14 protein-coding genes are annotated in these 22452 nt (G+C 43.5%); 13 read left to right on the top strand and 1 reads right to left on the bottom strand.

Annotation, left to right across the window (positions count from 1 at the left end; translation table 11 throughout):
- Positions 1–4 precede the first annotated feature (4 nt).
- From IR083_RS08925 to IR083_RS08985, 13 genes are all read left to right on the top strand, one after another.
- Positions 5–2017: a RagB/SusD family nutrient uptake outer membrane protein gene (locus IR083_RS08925; RefSeq protein ID WP_194224004.1), complete on the top strand. Its 2013-nt coding sequence runs from the start codon at positions 5–7 to the stop codon at positions 2015–2017.
- A gap of 29 nt (positions 2018–2046) precedes the next feature.
- Positions 2047–2793, top strand: coding sequence for a DUF3823 domain-containing protein (locus tag IR083_RS08930; RefSeq protein ID WP_044215629.1), 747 nt, complete (start codon positions 2047–2049; stop codon positions 2791–2793).
- A gap of 224 nt (positions 2794–3017) precedes the next feature.
- Positions 3018–4526, top strand: a complete 1509-nt coding sequence (locus tag IR083_RS08935) for a glycoside hydrolase family 71/99-like protein (protein ID WP_148401852.1) — start codon at positions 3018–3020, stop codon at positions 4524–4526.
- Between the two features lie 5 nt (positions 4527–4531).
- Positions 4532–6184 carry a family 43 glycosylhydrolase gene (locus tag IR083_RS08940; RefSeq protein ID WP_194224005.1) on the top strand — a complete coding sequence of 551 codons (1653 nt, stop codon included), beginning with the start codon at positions 4532–4534 and terminating at the stop codon, positions 6182–6184.
- Positions 6185–6325: 141 nt separating this feature from the next.
- Positions 6326–8587: a GH92 family glycosyl hydrolase gene (locus IR083_RS08945; protein ID WP_194224006.1), complete on the top strand. Its 2262-nt coding sequence runs from the start codon at positions 6326–6328 to the stop codon at positions 8585–8587.
- Between the two features lie 15 nt (positions 8588–8602).
- Positions 8603–10345, top strand: a complete 1743-nt coding sequence (locus tag IR083_RS08950; RefSeq protein ID WP_194224007.1) for a family 43 glycosylhydrolase — start codon at positions 8603–8605, stop codon at positions 10343–10345.
- 12 nt (positions 10346–10357) lie between these two features.
- Entirely contained in the window at positions 10358–11680 is a 1323-nt protein-coding gene (locus IR083_RS08955) for a glycosyl hydrolase family 28-related protein (RefSeq protein ID WP_194224008.1), read from the top strand.
- A gap of 9 nt (positions 11681–11689) precedes the next feature.
- Positions 11690–14059: a TIM-barrel domain-containing protein gene (locus IR083_RS08960; protein ID WP_194224009.1), complete on the top strand. Its 2370-nt coding sequence runs from the start codon at positions 11690–11692 to the stop codon at positions 14057–14059.
- 114 nt (positions 14060–14173) lie between these two features.
- Positions 14174–16843: a beta-glucosidase gene (locus IR083_RS08965; protein WP_194224010.1), complete on the top strand. Its 2670-nt coding sequence runs from the start codon at positions 14174–14176 to the stop codon at positions 16841–16843.
- The gene (locus IR083_RS08970) at positions 16840–18249 is read left to right on the top strand and encodes a GDSL-type esterase/lipase family protein (protein ID WP_194224011.1); all 1410 of its coding nucleotides are present in this window, start codon (positions 16840–16842) and stop codon (positions 18247–18249) included. The genes IR083_RS08965 and IR083_RS08970 overlap by 4 nt, the downstream gene beginning before the upstream one ends.
- The gene (locus tag IR083_RS08975; protein ID WP_194224012.1) at positions 18246–19916 is read left to right on the top strand and encodes a DUF5597 domain-containing protein; all 1671 of its coding nucleotides are present in this window, start codon (positions 18246–18248) and stop codon (positions 19914–19916) included. The genes IR083_RS08970 and IR083_RS08975 overlap by 4 nt, the downstream gene beginning before the upstream one ends.
- Before the next feature lie 36 nt (positions 19917–19952).
- Complete coding sequence (locus IR083_RS08980; RefSeq protein ID WP_006798888.1) at positions 19953–20939, top strand: family 43 glycosylhydrolase; 987 nt, start codon at positions 19953–19955, stop codon at positions 20937–20939.
- A gap of 31 nt (positions 20940–20970) precedes the next feature.
- A complete protein-coding gene (locus IR083_RS08985) occupies positions 20971–21906 on the top strand; it encodes a family 43 glycosylhydrolase (RefSeq protein ID WP_006798889.1) in 936 nt (311 codons plus the stop codon).
- Between the two features lie 90 nt (positions 21907–21996).
- Here IR083_RS08985 and IR083_RS08990 read toward each other — a convergent pair whose 3' ends face one another.
- The gene (locus IR083_RS08990) at positions 21997–22449 is read right to left on the bottom strand and encodes an RpiB/LacA/LacB family sugar-phosphate isomerase (protein ID WP_194224039.1); all 453 of its coding nucleotides are present in this window, start codon (positions 22447–22449) and stop codon (positions 21997–21999) included.
- Positions 22450–22452 lie beyond the last annotated feature (3 nt).

The raw sequence follows: 22452 nt of genomic DNA on the forward strand, positions 1-22452 counted from the left end.
GAATATGAAAACATTCAAATATATATGTATAGCAGCGTTAACACTCACCATGGGTTCCTGCTATGACATGGATCTGGAGCCGAAAGGAATCATTGGGGAAAATGTCCTGTTGACTTCTGACAATGGTATCAAAAAGTATTTCGCTGTCACTTATCAGGACCTTCCCATCGAAGACTTTAACTATAATCATACAGGGTCTGATGGCAGTGGAAAGGGGTATGCGACCGTCAATCAGGATGGTTGGCATACAGGCAATAAATGGACAGCACAAAAGGGTAGCCCGGCTTCCGCTGCTCTCGAAGCATTAGGCCGCGGTACATCCTATGGTGATGGTTGGGGATATTGGCCTTACGACCGTATCCGTGACATCAACAATTTCATTGCGGTTTTTCCGAATTATAGAGACAGTTATTCGACCGAAGAAGAATATAATTCTTACCTGGGCGAAGCTCACTTCCTGCGTGCGTTTTATTATTTTGGAATGGTGAAACGCTATGGTGGAGTACCTATTGTAAAAGAAGTGTTGAACCCTACTGCTGGCGAAGCATTGCTACAACCACGCAATACAGAGTACGAATGCTGGAAGTTTATCTACGAAGATCTGAAGTTTGCGATGGAAAATGCTGCTGACAAAAGCAAGTATGAACCAGGTCGCGCCAATCGCTACGCTGCTGCCGCCCTGATGTCACGAGCTATGTTGTATGCCGGATGTGCGGCTAAATATGGTAGCTACATCAATGTAAGCGGTCCGGCTGTCAGCAGTGGACTGATGAGCATTCCTGCGGATAAAGCGGAAGAATTTTTCCAATATGCATACGATGCTTGTAAGTTTATTCAGGAAGGTGGCTATACGCTGCATGGAGCAGGCGCCGCAGATGCTGCTGCCAAAGAAAAAGCATATGTAGAGGTCTTCCTGAATGATAATAAGGCAGACGAGGATATTTTTGTGAAACAATATACAGCAGTGGCCGATGCCATTTGGGATACAAGTTTATTCCATTGCTGGGACGGAATGGTGTTGCCTTTGAGTATGATTGGCGGTGGAGCGGCAGGAGCGGCTTTGCAACCGACATGGGAACTCATGAAATTGTATGAGATGCCTGCCATCATCGACGCAGATGGCAAACCGGTTCGTTTCGACAGTCCGGAAGAGCTTTGGAATAACGGGGAAATGGAACCTCGCTGCCGTGCTAATTTCTACTTCACCGGAATGACTGAACCAGGCTCCGGCAAAAAGGCAGACATCCAGGCAGGTGTTTATACAGAATATCCGGGAACAGCAGCTGACGGCACTGCCGAGATTGGAGGAAGCCGCAACGACTATACCGACAGATATCGTATCAGAGCCCAGCGGGCAGGCGAAAGCCGGAATATTGGCGGTAAAATGGTGAGAGTGAGTGGACAGGACGGCTTGGGTGAAGGACTTGGCGACGAAGGATATACCCGTTCGGGAGCGTTTATTCGTAAGTATACAGACCCCGCTGCCGCTGCCGCCAGCCGCGTATTATTCGGCAGTAAACAACCTTGGAAAGTATTCCGTTACGGAGAAGTGCTTTGCAACTGGGCGGAAGCCGCTTATGAGTTGGGTACGCTGAGAAATGACAACAATCTGAAAAAAGAAGCATTCGTATATGTGAACCAAATCCGTTCACGTGCCGGCGCTCATCCTCACGAAATGGTAACCAACCCGGAAGATATAGGTACGTCGCTCTACGGATTCGCCATTGACGAAAACCTGAAATATATCCGTGACGAACGTGCTCGTGAGCTGTGCTTCGAGAACCAACGTCTTTTCGACCTGCGTCGTTGGAGAGTGGCCGACATCGATTTCCTTAATGGGAAATTCGGACATACCTTACTTCCTTATTATGTACTGAATGAAGACAAATGGATATACCTGAACGAGGTAGAAACCATAGCCCGTACAGTGACATTCGAAAGAAGATGGTATTATGAACAAATACCGGGCGGAGAAATTGGAAAAAATCCGAATTTGGTACGTAATGATGGTTATTAATGGAAATAAATGAACTAAAATACTTGAATATGAAAAAAGTAATATATAGTCTGCTTGTGGGCGTGTCGGCACTGTTGGCAACTTCGTGTATGGAAGTTGATAACTTTGATGAACCTGATGCCCATTTCACCGGACGTATTATCGATTCGACTACGGGCCAGAATATTCTTGCCGATCAGGGTGAAAATCGTATCCGTATATGGGAGAAGAGTTATAGTCTCAATCCCGCTAATCAGGATATCCCCGTGAAACAGGATGGAACTTTCAATAATACGAAGCTCTTCAAAGGTACATATGACGTAGTTCCCGAAGGAGCTTGGTGGCCTTGCGATACAATACGGGTAGGGATTGGAAAGAAGTTAGAACAAAATTTTGAAGTGACCCCTTACCTGACAATGTTTGATTTCCAAATGGAATATGTCAATGATTCACTGACAATGTCGTGCCGTTTCGACGCTCCTATCAAAACGGGACTGCCAAATATCAGGGATATCAGGCCGTTTCTTAGCTTGAATCAATTCTGTGGTGCCGGCAATTCGATCAGTTATTATAACACCCCGGAAGACGCTAATGGCGATCCTCTATATTGGAAAAGCATCATGACAAGCTGGGCAAACATACCTAAGTTACAAGATGGGAAGAGCCAGGTTTATAGCTTTAGGCTACCTGTCAAACCTGGTTATATTTATTTCGCCCGTATGGGTGCCAGAGTAAATGATACTCAACAGAAATATAATTATACAGAGATCAAAATGATTGAAATCCCGAGTAAATAAAGGTAATATAAGGTGATTTAGATTATTCTCAAAATGTTACCGGGAGGGATGACATAAAAAGAAAGACTCTCTCCCGGTTCTTTACTTTTTACAATGGTTCGTTATTAAATAGAGTAAATGGCCGGGTACAAATAGACAATGAAAAGTGCTTGTATATATTGATATATTACAGCTATTTATTCAAAATTTATAACAAACTAATATTTATGATAAAGATGAAATATATGAAACTAAACAAGATATTATTGGGAGGTCTGTTATTATTCGCAACCTCTTGTAACAGCGGAGATGACGACTATATTCCACCCGCAATAGAGCCGGATCCGAAGCCGAATCCACCTGTAGAAGAGGTATATAACGACCTTGGCTTTGCCCCGCATGAGGACGGCAAGCCTTTCGATACATACCGGGGATTGGTGATGGCTGGTTATCAAGGATGGTTTGGCGCACCCGGAGACGGATGTCCACATGCCGACCATGCAAATACCGAGTGGTATCACTATCGGGAGAATGACATGTTTAAGCCTGGCGTGTTACGAAACAAAATCGATTTCTGGCCGGATATGAGCGAATATACAGTTCAGTATACACCCGGAGACGATGGTACACCCGGTCGGTCAGAACATTTTTTCTATCCCAATGGAGAAAAGGCTACCGTATATAGCGCTTATGATGAATCGAGCGTATTGCTCCATTTCAAATGGATGAAGGAATACGGTCTCGATGGAGTATTTATGCAACGATTTGTGGGTGAGGTAATAAACAACCATGATGGAAAGACTCATTTCGATAAAGTACTGGAGTCTGCCATGAAAGGGTCTAACACTTATCAGCGCGCCATCTGCGTAATGTACGACTTGGGTGGATACGAGCCTAATAAGAATAACACTACAGCTGCTGTTTTGGCCGATGCAAAAGCTATCATGGACAAATATCAGTTACTGAATAGGGAAGCCAAACAGAAATACTACCTCTACCATGACGGCAAGCCGTTGATTACTTTGTGGGGTGTAGGTTTCAATGACGGCCGGCCTTACAGTCTTACCGATGTGGAAGGATTGATGAATGGATTGAAGGAAATGGGCTACAACATTATGTTGGGTGTTCCTACTTACTGGCGCGAAAGGCGGAACGATGCTTTACCTGATGCTAAATTACACGATCTGATCAAAGCTGCCAAAGTGATCATGCCGTGGTTTGTGGGTCGTTATGATAATAATAATTTTCCGAACTTCCATAGTTTAATTGAGCAAGATGTCAAATGGTGTAAAGAGAATGGAGTAGACTATGCTCCGCTTTGTTTCCCCGGCTCTGCCGACCGCAATATGCATCCGAATAACACAGTTCAACCGCGCCTGGGTGGTACGTTCCTTTGGAATCAGATGTATCATGGTATCAAGTCGGGAGCTCAGATGCTCTACATTGCTATGTTTGATGAAATAGATGAAGGCACGGCTATTTATAAATGCCTCAATCAATCGAAGGTACCGGGTAATACAGCAGATCAGGATTATTATGTGGTGTTCCAGAATGGTGGGTATCGAATGACTTCCACTATGGTAGAAGGCCTGACAGGAAATGATTGGTGCAAAAAAGCTTCGGAACTCAATGTTACCTTCACAGGTATCGAAGACAATCTGCCTACCGACCACTATCTGTGGCTCACTGCAGAAGGCAAAAAGATGCTGCGCGGAGAAATCCCTTTGAAATCTACCTGGCCTGCCAGAAAATAAGACTTATGAAATTATTAATAAATCTGGTTAAAACAGGAAGTCTGATCATTGCATTACTCTTTGCGTCGTGCAGTGATAGTAAAGAGACCCCTGAGAAACTTCCGGAGGAAACGCCTCCGGAAGTTACTCCTCCCACACCCTCCGAGCCGGATGGTCCTTATGTCTATGATAATGATCTGGATTATGACACAGAGGCGTTTCTTAATGCCTATAAAGGAACCGCCTATCAAGGGCCTCATCATGTGCCTGGGACAGTAGAAGCCGAAGATTTCGACGAAGGAGTGAATGGTGTCGCTTACTACGAAAGTGATTCCAAAACTGCTGACGGTTATAGAAGCGGACATGCAGTTGATATACGTGGAGATGCCAGAGCATCGGGTGGATATTATATAGGTGAAGTACAGCCTGGTGAGTGGATTTGTTATACAATTGAGGTGGACGAAGCCGGGACTTATTCTATCGACACCTATTGTGTAAAAGGAGATGGCTCGGAAGGCAGTTTCTATTTTGAAGTGGATGGGCGTGGAGCAAGCCGGAGCATAACTATACCTCAGGGTGGATGGACGGACTTCTCTAAAAAAACAACAGCTACAAACATCCAGTTGACCAAGGGGAAACATGTACTGAAATACTTCGGTAGTACCCCCGGCAATGTGGATAAGTTTGTATTTACACGCACAGGAGATTTAGAGGAACTGTCCAATTCTTTCACCTATCCTGTCACTAAAGCGATGGCCAATCCTCTGTTTGTAGACTTTGAGTCGCCAATGTATAATAGCTGGTTGAAAGGTCCACTGTATACAGCCGATGCTTCAGCACGTGTATGGAACATTAATGGAAAAGAAGTACTTTATGTATATGCATCGCATGACATGGAACCTGCACAGGGATGCGACCGTATGGACCGCTATCATGTGTTTTCGACAGAAGATATGGTCAACTGGACAGATCATGGCGAGATCATGAATGCAGCCACTGTGCGAAAACAAGCCGGTTGGGGCTGTGAAGGTTTTATGTGGGCTCCCGATTGCGTGTACAATCCGGCCAATGAAACATATTATTTCTATTTCCCCCATCCCACCAATGCGACCAATTGGAATAGTACCTGGCGTATCGGTGTAGCTACCAGCAAATATCCCGATAAGGAATTCCGTGTACGGGGATATGTAGAAGGTATGTCTGCTGAAATAGATCCATGCGTATTTGTAGACGATAATGGACAACCATATATTTACAATGGTGGCGGAGGCAGAATGTATGGTGGAAAATTAAAGAAAGATGACTGGACTAAGTTAGATGGAGCAATGACACCAATGACGGGAATGAGTGATTTTCACGAAGCGGCTTGGGTACACAAAAAAAATGGCGTCTATTACTTGTCTTATGCCGACAATAATCCGGGGGCTAATCGTTTGAGGTATGCAACAAGCAATTCACCGCTGGGACCATGGAAATATGAAGGTATTTATCTGCAACCGACTACTTGCGACACCAGTCACGGTTCTATCGTTGAGTTCAAAGGCCAATGGTATGCTTTCTATCATACCTCGGATGTATCCGGAGAGGGAACTCTTCGTTCGGTATGCGTAGATAAATTGTATTACAATTCTGACGGGACTATACAGGAGGTGAAACAGACTCGCAGACAAAAATTATAATTAAAAAGACTTAATTCTCTATTCGTTTTCTAATAAATCGATCGAATTAAGTCTTTTTTTAATCTAAAATTAATCTATCTATTAGTTGGTATCCTTTTTATTTGCTTTTGTAAAAAATATCAACTTAATAAATTACTTATCATGAAAATCAGTAATGTATTTTTCTTCATTTGCATCCTTATTTTATCAGCTTGTACATCTATAAATAATGGTAGTGCAAATAAACAGCCGGTCGACTATGTAAATCCTTATATGGGCAACATCAGTCATCTGCTTGTACCCACCTACCCTACCATTCATCTGCCAAACAGTATGCTTAGGGTATATCCCGAACGGGCCGATTTTACAGGCGATAATATCAAAGGTCTGCCATTGATTGTAACCAGCCACAGAGGACGTTCGGCTTTCAACCTTAGCCCTTATCAAGGTGCTAAAGAAGACATAAAGCCTGTCATGGCGTATAGTTACGATAGAGAAAAGCTGAAACCATACTACTACGAAGTAGACCTCGACGATCAGCAAACGCATATCCAATATGCACCTTCGCATCAATCGGCTATCTACCAGATTGACTTTTCAAAATCCGAAACACCGGCTTATCTTATATTGAATTCCAAAAATGGAGCAATAAAAGTAGAGGGCAATGCTGTCAGCGGATATCAAAAACTGGAAAATAATACTAACGTATATATATATCTGGAAACAGAACAAACTCCTGTAGAATCCGGCACATGGAAAGACAATGCCATCGACGAAAGCCAAAGACAGGTTGAGGGAGACAATGCTTTTGTTGTACTATATTACGGAGACAAAGCACAAACAATAAACCTTCGCTATGGTATTTCGTTTATCAGCGAAGAACAAGCAAAGAACAACCTGAAAAGGGAACAAAAAGATTATAACGTAAAACAACTCGCCGACAAAGGACGCGCGATTTGGAATGAGGTTTTAGGTAAAATTAAGGTGAATGGAAACGACGATACAGAGAAAACTGTATTCTATACATCTCTGTATCGTTGTTATGAACGTCCGGTTTGCATCAGTGAAGACGGGCACTATTTCAGCGCCTTCGATGGTAAAGTACACGAAGACGGAGGCAAACCCTTCTATACCGACGACTGGATTTGGGATACTTATAGAGCAACCCACCCGCTACGCGTACTTACCGAAGCAAAAACAGAAGTAGATATCATCAATTCATACCTGCTGATGGCCGAACAGATGGGTACCAACTGGATGCCTACATTCCCGGAAATAACCGGAGACTCGCGCCGGATGAATTCAAATCATGCCGTGGCCACCGTGATAGATGGTTATACAAAAGGATTGAAAGGCTTCGACCTTGAAAAAGCATATATCGCCTGTAAAAAAGGTATAGAAGAAAAAACACTAATTCCGTGGTCAGGCGCGCCTGCCGGATGGCTCGACGAGTTCTATAAAGAACATGGCTATATTCCTGCTTTGTATCCGGGAGAGAAGGAAACTGTAGAGAACGTAAATTCGTTCGAGAAGCGTCAGCCTATCGCCGTCACTCTTGGCACGTCTTACGACCAATGGTGCCTTTCTCAAATAGCAAAAGCACTAGGCAAAACAGAAGAAGCCGATTATTACCTGAAATGTTCATATAATTACAGAAACGTATACAATGCCGAAACAGGATTCTTCCATCCTAAAGATAAAAACGGGAAATTCATCGAACCATTCGATTACCGCTATTCTGGTGGAATGGGTGCGCGCGATTACTATGGGGAAAATAATGGCTGGGTTTACCGCTGGGATGTACCTCACAATGTTGCCGACCTTATCAGTCTCATGGGCGGCAACGAACAATTTATCGCTAATCTGAATCGTACTTTCGTAGAACCGCTGGGTAAAGGTAAACCTGAATTTTACGGACAGCTACCCGATCATACAGGCAATGTGGGACAGTTCTCGATGGCAAACGAGCCGAGCCTTCATATTCCGTACCTGTACAACTATGCCGGGCAGCCGTGGAAAACGCAAAAACGCATCCACACACTGATAAACCAATGGTTCCGCAACGACCTTATGGGTCTGCCCGGTGACGAAGATGGCGGCGGTACTTCAGCTTTTGTAGTATTCTCTATGATGGGCTTCTATCCTGTAACCCCGGGAATGCCTGTGTATAATATAGGAAGTCCGTTTTTCGCAAATACCAAAATGACAATGAGCAATGGTAAAGTATTCGAAATCGAGGCTCAAAACTATTCTGGCGATAATAAATACATCCAGTCGGCAACATTCAACGGAAAAGACTGGGATAAAGCATGGTTCAGCCATTCTGATATAGAAAACGGAGGTAAACTTATACTGGTTATGGGCAATAAACCAAACAGGAACTGGGGAGCAAAAGACGTTCCGCCTTCAGCCGAGAAATTATGATTAAACTATAAAAGCATGTATAAAATACATCCGTATATATTATTTTTTTTAGGTTTATTTATTCTTTACAGTCCTTTTTCTAAAAGTCAGACTAACGGAAAGAACAGGCAGATTATAGCGAACCCGCTCAATCTGAATTATCGATTCCAGTTCGATGATCCGACACGGAGGGAAGCTGCCGACCCTGTGATAGAATACTTTAAGGGAAAGTACTACTTATTCGCCTCTAAGTCGGGGGGCTACTGGAGTTCCCCCGATTTAAGCGAATGGACTTATATTCCGTGTAAATCTATTGAAACCATTGAAGGCTACGCGCCCACCGTTCTTGTACACAACGATGCGCTGTATTATCTGGGTTCAGGTGCTCCTAAAATATTCAGGACTACCAATCCCGATGAAGGCAACTGGGTAGATGCGGGCAGCCGGTTCAGTCATGGAATGACCGATCCTGCTTTTTACAAGGACGATGACGGAAAGGTTTATCTTTACTGGGGATGCTCCGATGTAGATCCTATTATGGGCGTTCAGGTTGACCCTGACAACGGGTTTAAAGAAATAGGCGAAGCCGTTGTACTTATCAGACATAACGGAGATAAATACGGATGGGAAGTACCGGGAGTAAATAATGAAGAAACCCGCACCGGATGGAACGAAGGCCCTTGTATCATCAAATACAAAGGTAAATACTACCTGCAATATGCTGCACCCGGGACTCAATACCGCATTTATGGCGATGGGTTATACATATCTGATAATCCTCTGGGTCCGTACACTTATGTAGAAAGCAGCCCGTTCTCTTTCAAACCCGGAGGATTTATCGGCGGTGCAGGACACGGACATACATTCAGGGACAAATACGGAAATTACTGGCATGTGGCTACCATGACTATCTCGGTAAGACATATGTTTGAACGAAGAATAGGATTATTCCCCGCTTATATGTCATCTGATGATGAGTTGCATTCGCATACTGTGCTCTCCGACTACCCTTTCTACATTCCCGACAAAAAAATAGATATGGAGAAAAACGACTGCTCTCTGTCATGGAATATATTATCCTACGGTAAAACAATTACGGCATCTTCTTCCCTGACAGGATATGAGCCGGCAAAAGCCAATGATGAGAAAGTAGAAACATGGTGGGCAGCCGCTTCGGGCAAACCGGGGGAATGGTTACAAACCGATTTGGGAAAACCAATGACCGTAAATGCAGTTCAGATAAATTTTGCAGATCATAACTTCACGATGAAAGCCCCCGAAACATATTCCTATCAGTACATTATAGAGTGTTCAAACGACGGCGACGACTGGAAAACAATCGTCGACAGAACTTCCAACAATAAGGATATGTCACACGAGCTTATTGTTTTGGATAATCAACAGAAAACGAGATATATCCGCATAAAAAACACAAAAGATGTACCCGGAAATTTCTCATTATATGATCTCAGGATATTTGGGAACGGACATGGAAAACTACCGGAGAGGGTTCCCGATATCCGCATTGAAAGAGATACCGGAGATAGGAGAATAATAAGGCTGAATTGGGATAAAACCTCTGATACAAACGGTTACATCCTTCGATGGGGAGTAAAAAAGGACCAGTTGAAAAATGCGGCAATGATATATTCCGGTAATTTCTTCGAAGGACGTTTCTTCAACCGCGATTCGGAGTATTATTTCTCCATAGACTCATTTAATGAAAATGGTATTAATAAAGGAAAGAAGATATATATCACAAAAAATAAAGTTCAATAAATTCTATTTATTATGAAAAAAATAATATTTACACTGCTCTTCATCCTTGGTATAACAAGCATGTCGGCACAAGGATTAAGTAAAAAACAACAGGATGCGGATATCAAACCCTATCCGGAGTCTGTTGACGTTGTTTCTGCTAAGGATTTCGGAGCACAAGCGGACGGAATCACAGACGACACTGATGCTATTCAAAAAGCGATGAACTCTTTCGGTAAAAGAGGTGGGACAGTTTATTTGCCTAATGGCACGTATCTGATCGCCGGATCGCTGAATATTCCACAAGCTGTTACCTTAAAAGGGTCGATAGAATCGGTACCATCGCATAATGGTATCCGCAACGCCGGACTACCCAAACCGGGCGATGACGGCACCACCCTACTCATCACAGGAAATAAAGGGAAAGACCTCGACGGTACTCCTGCTATAACAATCAATACAAACAGTACGCTTCGCGGGATAGTCATGTACTGGCCATCGCAAGACCCGGATAAAATACCCGACGCTTATCCGTGGGGAGTAGCTATGAAAGGTAAAAATCCGGCTCTTCTCGATGTGGAAATGCTCAATCCTTATAATGCTATCGACGCATCGCATAACGAACGCGCCCTTATCCGCAATATCAGCGGGCAACCACTCCGCAGAGGTATATATGTAGATGCCATCTATGACATAGGCCGTATTGAAAATGTACACTGGAATCCATGGTGGAGCATGAAACCGACTCTTTACAACTGGCAAAGGGAGCATGGCGAAGCTTTCATTTTTGAGCGCACCGACTGGCACTATGTGATAAATACTTTCTGTTTCGGATACAATGTAGGATATAAATTCGGAGCTAGCCAAGGCAGTACCGGCTCATGTAACGGGAACTTCCTGGGAATAGGTGCCGATGCCTGCCACACATCGGTAAAAGTAGAACAAAGCGCGGCTTACGGAATACTTATCACCAACGCCGAATTTGTTGCCCTGAATGGCGATGACCCTACAATGGTGGAAGTAACCAATGCGAACCATGGCAATGTACGTTTTGTAAACAGTGCGTTCTGGGGCCCTTGTAATCAGATTGCCAAAATTAACGGTGAAGGAACTGTCGGTTTCTCAGATTGTATTTTCGTACAATGGGACAGAAACAAGGAAAACAGAAGTGCAATACAGGTAAACGGTGGCTCTATCGTAGTACGTGGATGCGACTTTATGCACGACAGTCCGCAGATTACTATCAGTAAAGACGTACAGCGCGCCATTGTCAGCGAAAATACCATTAAGGGGAAAGTCCGCATAAACAATAATGCAAAGAATACCTATATAGTTGGAAATCTAGGAACAGAATAACAACAGAACATGAACAAGTTTATAATATTCCTTATGTTGGTAGCTTTGTGTACGCGATTGAGCGCACAAAGTTATCAGCAAACATCTCAAGGCGTAAAAACTGAAGTCGGCCAGACTACGATTGAGTTACAATTCTATAGTCCTAAGATTGTCAGGGTATTGAAATATCCTAAAACCGGGAAGATTAATAAAAAAAGTCTGTCAGTAATAAAGATACCGGAAAAGACTGATTTTAAAACAGACAGGTTTAATAATGTAATTACCCTTTCATCTTCTGAAGTAATTGTCACCCTCAACCTGACGACAGGGGACGTACAATTCAATGGATTGGACACCCGTCCATTCATTGCGGAAAAAAGCTCTTCTTCTCTCTTTACAGAGAAACAATACAAAAGCGGAAAAACCTGTGAGATTCAACAAACCTTCCTGCTGGACAAGCAGGAGGCCATATACGGACTGGGACAACACCAGCAAGGATATATGGATCAGCGGGGAAAAAGCGTACGCCTGCGTCAGATGAATACGGAGATTGCTGTTCCTATTATCCATTCGGTAAAAGGATATGCTGTATTCTGGGATAATTATTCAGAAACCGAATATAAAGACTCCTTTGATGGGATGTCATTTACATCGGTCTCAGGCAAGTGCATCGATTACTACTTTATGTATGGGAAAGATGCAGACGGCACTATCGCACAAATACGCGACCTTACAGGACAGGCGCCTATGTTCCCGCTATGGACATATGGATTCTGGCAAAGCCGCGAACGTTACACCTCTCAGGATGAACTGGTAGGCACTGTGAGGAAATACCGCGAACTTGGAGTTCCTCTCGACGGCATCATACAGGACTGGCAATACTGGAGTACCGATAATACGCATTGGAACGCTGTCGAATTCGGAAATCCGGCCTTCCCAAATCCCAAGCAAATGGTGGAAGATATACACGGTCTGAATGCACATGTGGCTATATCGGTATGGCCGTCTTTCGGTCCGAATACCAATATCCACAAAGATCTGAAGAAAAGGAAACTATTGCTGAACTTCGATACTTACCCTCACAACAACGGGGTAAGGGTATATGACGCATTCAACCCCGAAGCCCGGAAAATATACTGGGATTACATGAATAAGAACCTCTTTTCGTTAGGCATGGACGCATGGTGGCTCGATGCTACGGAGCCGGAAGATAATATTAACGGGGAAACTCTCGACGGAGCTACTTATCTGGGAGCTTACAGGGATTTCTCGAATGCTTTCCCCATCGTTTCTGTCGGAGGTGTTTACGATAACCAGCGAAAAGCAACTGCGGATAAGCGCGTGTATATTTTCACCCGTTCGGCTTTTGCCGGGCAGCAACGTTACGGCGCAAATTCCTGGTCGGGGGATATCGATTCCAGATGGAGCACCTTGCGTAAACAGATTCCGGCAGGATTGAACTTTTCTCTTTGTGGCATTCCTTACTGGAATACGGATATAGGCGGTTTCTGGGCAGGCAGGGCATATCCCGAAGGAATTAAAGATATCGCTTTTCACGAACTGTATATACGCTGGCTGCAATTCGGAACATTCACGCCAATGATGCGCTCGCATGGGACAAACACCCCGAGGGAAATCTATCAGTTCGGAAAGAAAGGGGACTGGGCCTTCGACGTACAGGAGAAATATATCAATATGCGTTATAGCCTGATGCCGTATATGTATTCGACAGGACATGACATTACGGATAATTCCGGTTCGATGATGCGGCCTTTAATGATGGATTTTGCAAAAGACCCGAAGGTATATGACATAGACAACCAGTTCTTGTTCGGAAAATCTATCCTCGTAACACCTGTAACCGACTCTATGTATGTAAACCGTACACGGGACGGCAGGACGGTCGCCGACTTCAGCGCGGCAAAAATACAAAAAGTGTACCTGCCGAAAGGCGCCGACTGGTATGACTTCTGGACAGGAGAGAAAATCAAAGGAGGACAGGAGATAAGCAAAGCCGCCCCTATAGATATTATTCCTCTATACATCAAAGCAGGTTCGATACTTCCATGGGGACCTAAAGTCCAATATGCAGAGGAAAAGAAATGGGATGATCTCAATATTTTCATTTATCCGGGTGCTGATGCCGAATTTGTTTTATACGAAGACGAAAACAATAATTACAATTATGAGAAAGGCATTTATTCCACAATCAGAATGAAGTGGGATGATACAAACCAGACTCTTACCATAGGTGCAAGACAAGGAGAATTTCCGGGTATGTTATCTAAACGGACTTTCAGAATTACACTTTTGCCAACTGGAAAAAGTATTGAATCTTCATCAGACAAAGCTGACCACCTTATTGTATTTGATGGAAAAGAAATCAACGTTAAAATGTAGTATTAATGCGTAATTAAGCGTGTCTTAATGTTCCTGTTAAGGTTATTTTAATGGAGTAGAAATACTTTTGATTTAAGAAAAATCGACTAAATATCCTTAATTAAAATTATATCCATGAAAAAGATGAATTACATCTGTGTCGCAGTATTTTCGTTATTCCTCTGTGCAGGATGTTCAGACACGCCACGTTACAAAGATCCAAATGCATCTGTAAAAGACAGAGTAAACGACCTGCTCTCCCGAATGACATTAGAAGAAAAAGCTGCACAACTCGATATGCTTTCTGCGAATGATATATTGGATGGTCCCGATAAACTTAAAGAAAAGGAGGCGGCCTATTTTATCGATTCCATGTGCATCGGGTCTATACATGATTTCTATCCTAAAACAGCAGCAATAGCCAACGCAGTGCAAAAACGCGCAATAGAAAACTCCCGCTTAGGCATTCCGGTGATCTTCATAGAAGAAGCATTACACGGTTATCAGGGCGAGGGAGCGACTACATTCCCCACCCCGATAGGCAATTCATCCACATGGGACACGATACTAGTGAATAATATAGGAAAAGCTATTGCCGCAGAGGCCCGGGCACATGGCGTGCATTTCGTATTGGGGCCTAACCTCGATCTGGCTCGCGATATCAGATGGGGGCGTACCGAAGAAACATTCGGAGAAGACCCTTATCTCTCGTCACGTTACGCTGTCAGCCTGATAAAAGGAATGCAGGGAAACAGCCTGAAAGATAATAATACCGTTGTCGCCGAACCAAAACACTTTGCCATACACGGTATTCCCGAAGGGGGAGTAAATACTTCGCCCGTTTTTATTGGTGAACGGGAAGCACGTTCCACACATCTTTATGTATTCGAAAAGGCCGTTACCGAAGCTAAGGCTAAAGGGATTATGGCGGCCTATCACGAACGGGATGGAGTTCCTGCTATTGCCGACCCGTGGTTACTGAAAACCATATTACGTGACGAATGGGGTTTCGATGGCTTTGTCGTTTCCGACCTGGGAGCGATTGCAAAACAATATAAAGACCACCATACTGTTGCATCGGGAGAAGAAGCTATTATAAATGCGCTATCTGCCGGGTTGGACATGCAGTTTTATGATTATCCTCACGATGTATTTCAGAATACAGTTGTACAGGCTGTGAAAGATGGTAGACTAGCTGAAAAAGATCTGGACAGGGCAGTAGGAAGTGTATTGAGGGTAAAATTCGAACTTGGACTTTTTGATAATCCATATACGGATGAATCGTTAATAGCGAAAGTATTTCATCGCGAAGAACATCAAAAACTGGCTCTTGAAGCTGCCCGTAAATCAATTGTATTACTGGAAAACAGAGAGAATGTACTCCCTCTAAAGAAAAATATAAAATCGGTAGCACTCGTAGGCAACTTAGCCAATGTATCTTCATTAGGAGGTTATTCTCCTGCCGGGGCAAAAGGTGTAACAGTGTATCAGGCCCTGAAAAAAAGATTTGGAGACAATGTGAAAATCAATTTCGTAAACAGCGATATATCCGAGCGTTTCTCTAATATACCACCCAGTGCTTTAACGCCAAAATCAACTGCAGATAAAAATGGCCTGGATACAGAATTCTTTAACAATATTGAGTTCAGAGGTAATCCTGTTTATAGTTCCGTCAATGATAATCTGTCTGTATACTGGCACAATCTGAGCCCTGCGCCGGGAGTAAATTCAGACAACTTTTCTGTACGTTGGAACGGTTATATTACAGCACCTGTAACAGGCGAATATGAGTTCTACCTGAATGCGGATGATTATGCACGTGTTTATCTGAACAATGAACTGTTTATCGACTGCTGGGGTACCGATAAAGTAAAGCAAACCATCAACAAGAAAATAAATATGACAGCCGGGCAGCCGGTGTCTATACGATTGGAATATGCCGAGTTGGAGGATATTGCTTTTGTAAACCTTAGATGGAGAATGACACAGATTACTTCATCCTCTTTATTCAAAGATGTTGCACAAGCATCAGCTGCTTCCGATGTCACTATTGTGGTAATCGGAGAAACCGACAGCGAAGTGGGAGAAAGCCGCGACAGGCAAAACCTATACCCGCATCAGGCAGATTTAGATATTATAAAAACTGCCAAACAAACCAACAAACCAGTAATAACCGTTATGCTTACAGGCCGCCCGCTAGTACTTACGGAAATAGCTGCAAATTCTAACGCTCTTCTTCAGGCATGGTATCCGGGCGAAGCGGGAGGAGATGCCATTGCTGACGTATTGTGGGGAGATTATAATCCTTCGGGAAAATTGTCGGTTAGCTTCCCCAAAGAACAGGGCACATTACCTATTTACTATTCGAAGAAGCCATCGGCCAGCCGTAGGTATGTGGACGGAAACGGTGACCCTCTGTACGAATTCGGTTATGGGCTTAGTTATACCAATTTCACTTACTCTGCATTAAGCATACAACCGGAAAATCCGAGAACGACTGATAATATCACTGTTACTATCAACTTGAGAAATACAGGAAATGTAGACGGCTCAGAAGTAGTACAGCTATATATTAACGATAAAGTGAGCAGTGTAGCCACTCCTGTGAAGTTACTTAAAGGCTTTGCCAATGTATTCCTTAAAGCTGGAGAAAACAAGGATGTAAAATTGGTTTTAACCCCGGAACATTTGTCTTTGATAAATGCTGAGATGAAACGCGTAGTAGAACCCGGAGAATTTGAAATAATGGTAGGAAGTTCATCTAAAAACATTCATTTGACTCAAACAATAACTGTTACAAAATGAAGCAATTTATCTGTCTCTTATTCTGTTTATTAATAACGGTTTCTACTCATGCACAAAAAAGAATTGCATGTATAGGTGCCAGTATCACAGAGGGTGCCCGCACCACCGACCCCCAAAAAGATTCATATCCTGCACAATTAGGACGTTTACTTGGCAATGAATATGAGGTTCTCAATTTCGGGCTCGGAAGCCGTACAATGTTACGCAAAGGTGACTTTCCATATTGGGATACAGAGCAGTACAAACAAGCCCTCGCCAGCAATCCTGATATTGTATTCATCGATTTAGGCGGCAATGACGCAAAGTTGCAGAACAGGGTTTACATGGACGATATTAAAAATGATTGTATCGATATGATCAGGTCTTTCAAAAACCTGCCGTCCGATCCGCGTGTGATATTGATGTTGCCTTTCGTTTCATTTGAACCGGATACAACTCAAATATGGGATCCAGTACTGGTAAACACAATAATCCCACGACTTCAACAGGCTGCCTATGAAGAAAACATAGAAGTATTGGATATGCATTCATTGCTTATCAATAGAAAAGACCTCATGCCGGACAATATACATCCTGAAGATGAAGGCTCCGCTATAATAGCCAAAAGATTGTATGAACAAGTTGTACTAAAAAGGGATAAAGCTTTTGATATACTTAAAAATATAAAAGAGCCATATTCTATCAGCGATTTTAAAGGATATATATGTGCCGACTTCAAATTAAGAGGACGTGAATGCAAAGTGGTAAAACCCAAAGAAGCCGCACCGGGCAAACCATGGATTTGGCGCACCCGCTTCTGGGCACACGAACCTCAGACAGACATAGCCCTGCTCGAAAGAGGATTCCATCTGGTCTATTGTGATGTGGCCGAACTGATGGGAAATCAGGAAGCATTATCTATCTGGTCTGATTTTTATAAGATACTGACCAAAGCGGGATTATCCAGAAAGAGCGCCATGGAAGGCATGAGCCGCGGAGCCATGTACTCATTCTGCTGGGCAGCAGCCAATCCCGACAAGATAAGCTGTATATACGTAGATAATCCTTTGCTCGATTGCCGCTATCTGGCCGACAGGGAAGGCGACTTAGGCGAAATGACAAGGGATTTTATGGCCGCATACGGACTGAAAACGAAGGATGATATCCGCAACTTCAAAGGTAGCCCTACAGATAAGGTAAAGGAAATAGTGAAAGGAAAATATCCGATACTGGTACTCTGTGCCGATCAGGACGAAGCGGTACCACCTACCCAGACACTTCTCTTTGAAGAGAAGATCAAGGCCCTGGGCGGTGATATTACCGTAATGATGAAACACGGATTTAAACATCATCCGCATAGTTTCCCCAATCCTGCACCGATAGTAGACTTCATATTAAAAGCCAATAGCAATCAATCAGCGAAATGAGAAAAGCCATAATCTTCATATTTATATATCTATTCTCAGCCGGATCAATATGGGGACAGGATATTCCTCATTTAAAGAAGAATGAAAACAATATTACCCAACTCATTGTAAATGGCAAGCCATATATAATGCTTGCCGGCGAACTGATGAACTCCAGCGCTTCTACGCTGGAAAGCATGGCCCCAAAATGGAACCAGTTAAAAGCGCTCAACCTGAATACAGTGCTGGCAACCATAGCATGGGAACAAATAGAACCGGAAGAAGGCCAATATGACTTTTCCATTGTAGAGGGTCTTATCAAAGAAGCCCGCCGGCATGATCTAAAACTTGTCTTTTTATGGTTCGGTAGCTGGAAAAACGGCTCCTCTGGATATGCCCCGCATTGGGTGATGAGAAATACCGGGAGATTTCCACGAATGGAAAACGACAAAGGGGAGAACCGTCCGTTCCTTTCAAATTTCAGCGAGAACCTGATAAAAGCCGACAGCAAAGTATTCGGTGCTTTAATGAACTTCATTAAGCAAATAGACGGCAAAGAACATACTGTGCTTATGATGCAGATAGAAAACGAAATGGGTCTGCTGGGAGATAGCCGTGACCGTTCTGATAAGGCGAACGGACTATTTACGAAAGAGGTGCCCGGCGAACTGGTTCAATATCTCCAAAAGAATGAAAAACAAATCCTACCCGAGATAGCCGGGCAATGGAAAGCCAACGGGAAGAAATCCCGGGGAAACTGGCTCTCGCTATTCGGGAATGAGAATCAGAAACTTGCCGATGAAATGTTCATGGGATGGTATTATGCCAGATTCGTAGAGCAGGTTGCCGCCAGTGGGAAAAAAGAATATGCCATTCCTATGTTTGTAAACGCATGGACCATCTATCCGGGCGATCCGGTACCGGGAAACTATCCAAGTGGAGGTCCTAATCACCGGATGCTGGATATATACCAGTGTGCAGCTCCGTCTATAGACTTTCTGGCGATAGACAACTATAATGAAGACTATATATCCCAACTAAAGCAATACAACAGAAATGGTAATCCGGTCTTTGTTCCTGAAGCTGTCGCCCTGTGGCGCGGGGAAAAGTGGAGTGGACCGGCTAAAGCATTCTATACTTTGAGCGAATTTAACGCCTTGGGATTCTCTCCCTTTGCCATTGACAACGCTATCTATGACGATAAGCATCCGCTGAAAGATGCTTATCATGTATTGAACAACCTGATTCCCCTGATTGCTAAAGAGCATGGATCGGGTAAAATGAAAGGTTTCATGCAACAGGATAATAAGTCCGATAAAATCGATTTTGGAGATTATGAGATCAATATCCATTACAATTATCCTTATCTGGGTTATGGATTGGTAATAAGGCTTTCCGAAGATGAGTTCTTAATTGCCGGAAACGGAGCGGATATATCATTCCGGTCTAAAGTAAAATCATTGCCGGGTATCAGTTACGGAACTATCAGGGAAGGCTACTTTGTAAACGGGGAATGGAAGACTTCAAAATATATAGGAGGAGACGAAGCCATGCAGGGAGTAGGCGGTGTCAAGATCCCTCCTGTTTATCTGAGTGAAGATGCAAACCAGAATCTGGTATCCATCCTGCGAATCAAAGTAATACCCGTAAAGAGTTCGACTTATACCAACAAAAATATCTTCGATTGACTGAATAATTATGCAACTTAATAACATATTAAAGAAATGAAAAAGTACTCTATTCTTTGTAAAGCTAAAGCCATTTATCCATTATTCGGATTATTCTTGTGCATACTGTTATCTAATAATGTTTCCGGTCAGAAAAATCCGTTTATACAACATATGTACACCGCCGACCCGTCGGCACGTGTATGGGCCGACGGCCGCCTGTATGTATATGCATCGCATGATATTGCTCCGCCGAGAGGTTGCGACCTGATGGACCAGTACCATGTATTCTCTACCGACGATATGGTAAACTGGGTAGACCACGGCGAGATACTTCGTTCCAGTCAGGTGCCTTGGGGCAGACCCGAGGGTGGATTTATGTGGGCTCCGGATTGCGTCTATAAAGATGGAACATACTACTTCTACTTCCCGCATCCGAGTGAATCGAATTGGGGCAAAAGCTGGAAAATAGGCGTAGCCACAAGTAAATACCCTGCAAAAGACTTCGTAGTGCAAGGATATGTAAAAGGTATGGAAGCTCATATCGACCCCAATGTATTTATTGACGATGACGGACAGGCTTATATTTATCAGGGTGGAGGCGGTGTCTGCCTCGCAGGTAAACTGAAAGACAATATGATGGAAGTAGACGGCAAGCTGCAAAAGATGGAAGGATTATATGATTTCCATGAAGCAGCATGGGTACACAAACGCAATGGCATCTATTACTTGTCATACTCCGATAATCACGATGACAACTGGAACGACGGAGTAAAAGGTGATAACAGAATGCGCTATGCTACCAGCAACAGTCCGCTCGGTCCATGGAAACATCAGAGTATCTATATGGAGCCGACCAACAGCTACACAAATCATGGGTCGATAGTGGAATACAAAGGACAATGGTATTCGTTCTACCATGATAGTTCTCTATCTCTAAAAAACGGTGAGTTCAACGACTGGCTCCGTTCCATTTGCGTAGATAAGCTATACTATAATGAGGACGGAACAATCCAGATGGTAAAACAGACCAAAGAAGACTGAAAATAACGATAACATACAAAAAAACCTCATAATGAACAAGATAATACTATCCATCTATTTTATAGCACTCATATTGGCTTCAGGTAATGCTTATACTCAAAAGAACCCATTTATCAGACACATGTACACAGCCGACCCTTCAGCACGTGTATGGGCCGACGGTCGCCTGTATGTATATGCTTCACACGATATAGCGCCACCAAGAGGGTGCGACCTCATGGATCAGTATCATGTATTCTCTACTGATGATATGATAAACTGGGTAGACCACGGCGAAATACTACGTTCGAGTCAAGTGCCTTGGGGAAGGCCCGAAGGAGGTTTTATGTGGGCACCGGATTGCGCCTATAAAGATGGTGTGTATTACTTCTACTTTCCTCACCCAAGCGGAACGGAGTGGAACAAAACATGGAAAGTGGGGATCGCAACCAGCAAGAAACCCGCCAGTGATTTCAAGGTACAGGGATATATCGACTTAGGAGAAGATAACTTTGCCATGATCGACCCTTGTGTCTTTACCGATGATGACGGACAAGTCTACTTCTACTATGGTGGTGGAGGCCGGTGCAAAGGCGCCAAAATGAAAGACAACATGATAGAATTAGATGGTAAACTACAGGAAATGACCGGTCTTGATGATTTCCATGAAGCTACATGGGTACACAAATATAACGGGACATACTATCTCTCATATTCGGACAATAACCCCGGAGCCAACCGCAAGAAGTATGCAACCAGTAATAGCCCGTTAGGACCATGGAAATATCAGGGTGTATATATGGACCCTACCGACTGCGATACAAACCATGGGTCAATAGTCGAATATAAAGGGCAATGGTATGCATTCTATCATGACAGTTCACTTTCAGGAAAAGGCAACCTTCGTTCGATCTGCGTCGATAAACTGTACTATAATACCGATGGTACTATCAAAAAAGTAATCCCGACCAAAGAGGGCTGGAAATAACACCTACAAGCATCTCACTATCTGTCAGATATTAACTATAAATACTAAATATGAAAAGGCCGGATTATTGACAATCCGGTCTTTTCATATTCAGCAGTTAATCTTATCAATCCTTCCCTGATGCCTCCCCCCTTCAAAATCGGTATTAAAGAAGACTTCGATCATATCATATGCTTCTTTCTCTGTGATAAACCTGCCCGGCAGAGTCAATACATTGGCATCGTTATGCATCCTGACCAGTTTGGCAATTTCTGTATTCCAGCATAAGGCGCTTCTTACATGCTTATGATGGTTTAAAGTCATATTGATACCGTTGCCCGTACCGCAAATGGCAATGCCTTTGTCGCATTCTCCGCTGTCGATGGCCTCCCCCAGCCGATGGCCGAAGTCGGGATAATCGACACTCTGTGTACCATAAGTACCGAAGTCGGTATAAGGGATGCCCTGTTCCTTAAACAGGCTGATGATATATTCTTTCATCGGGTAGCCGGCATGGTCGCTGGCAAGGCCGATGGGTTTTGAGGGGATGGGAAATAAGCTCATGGG

This window comes from Dysgonomonas sp. GY75, assembly GCF_015234155.1.
Classification (GTDB): domain Bacteria; phylum Bacteroidota; class Bacteroidia; order Bacteroidales; family Dysgonomonadaceae; genus Dysgonomonas; species Dysgonomonas gadei.